Origin of the sequence: Actinomadura sp. NPDC000600, assembly GCF_040492135.1 — a bacterium.
Lineage (GTDB): Bacteria > Actinomycetota > Actinomycetes > Streptosporangiales > Streptosporangiaceae > Spirillospora.
Genome location: NZ_JBEUPD010000153.1, coordinates 1 through 1,034 on the forward strand (window position 1 = coordinate 1; position 1,034 = coordinate 1,034).

Sequence of the window (1,034 nt, forward strand, 5' to 3'; positions counted from 1 at the left end):
GGCCGCCGCCATCGGGCAGCGACTGTGGATCCGCCCGACCGAATCGTCCGCTTCGTAACGCGGACGTCTCACGGGCGCCCGTCGCGAAACGGACGTCTCACAGACTTCAGAGCCCCGTACGACATCACCCGATGTCGTACGGGGCTCTGCGTGCCCCGGGGCCGGTGCGGCCCGTCAGCTCCCCCGAATCACCTGGGTGACCCCGTTGATGATCTGCTGCACGGCGATCGCGGAGAGCATCATGCCCGCGAGCCGCGTCACCAGCACGACGCCGCCGTCCTTGATGACACGGATGATCAGCAGCGAGTACCGCATCACCACCCACAGCACGACATGGATCGCGAGGATCGCGGCCCACACGGACACCTGGGTCGCCACACTGCCGGCCTTCTGGACGGCCAGGATCACGGAGACGATCGCGCCGGGGCCGGCGAGCAGCGGCATGCCCAGCGGTACGAGGGCGACGTTGACGTCCTTGGTCTGCTTGGGCTCGTCCGTCTTGCCGGTCAGCAGGTCGAGGGCGATGAGCAGGAGCAGCAGTCCGCCGGCGATCATCAGCGCGGGCACGGAGACATGCAGGTAGTCGAGGATCTGGTGCCCGAGCAACCCGAAGACGGTGATGACTCCACCGGCCACGCAGACGGCCTGGAACGCCATCCGCTTCTGCACCTTGGCGGGCCGGCCGGCGGTGAGCGCGAGGAAGATCGGGGTGATCCCGGGGGGATCCATGATCACGAAGAGGGTGAGGAAGAGTGAGCCGAAGACGGCGACGTCGAACACGGTTGATGGCCTTGCGGAGGTGATGAGAGCGGGGTTGCCGCCATGGGCAGGCGGTTCCGCGGAACGGAACCGGACGAACAGGTGGGCGCCACGGCATGGCACGCCGTGCGACCCGGCAGGCCGGCCCGGCAGAATCCGGGCCGATCCGGAGGACTCGCCTCAGGCGAAGTGGCTTCCGCCGGTACCCGGCACCGGGAACGCGCCCGTCGCCCGCCGGGTGATCTCCCCGTACACCTCGGGATCCGTGGTGAACT

At 68.6% G+C, this 1,034-nt stretch carries 1 protein-coding gene; it reads right to left on the reverse strand.

Annotated features, from left to right (window positions below; all coding sequences use genetic code 11):
- Positions 1–174: 174 nt before the first annotated feature.
- Positions 175–780, reverse strand: a complete 606-nt coding sequence (locus ABWI07_RS44430) for a MarC family protein (protein WP_010984532.1) — start codon at positions 778–780, stop codon at positions 175–177.
- Between the last annotated feature and the right edge of the window lie 254 nt (positions 781–1,034).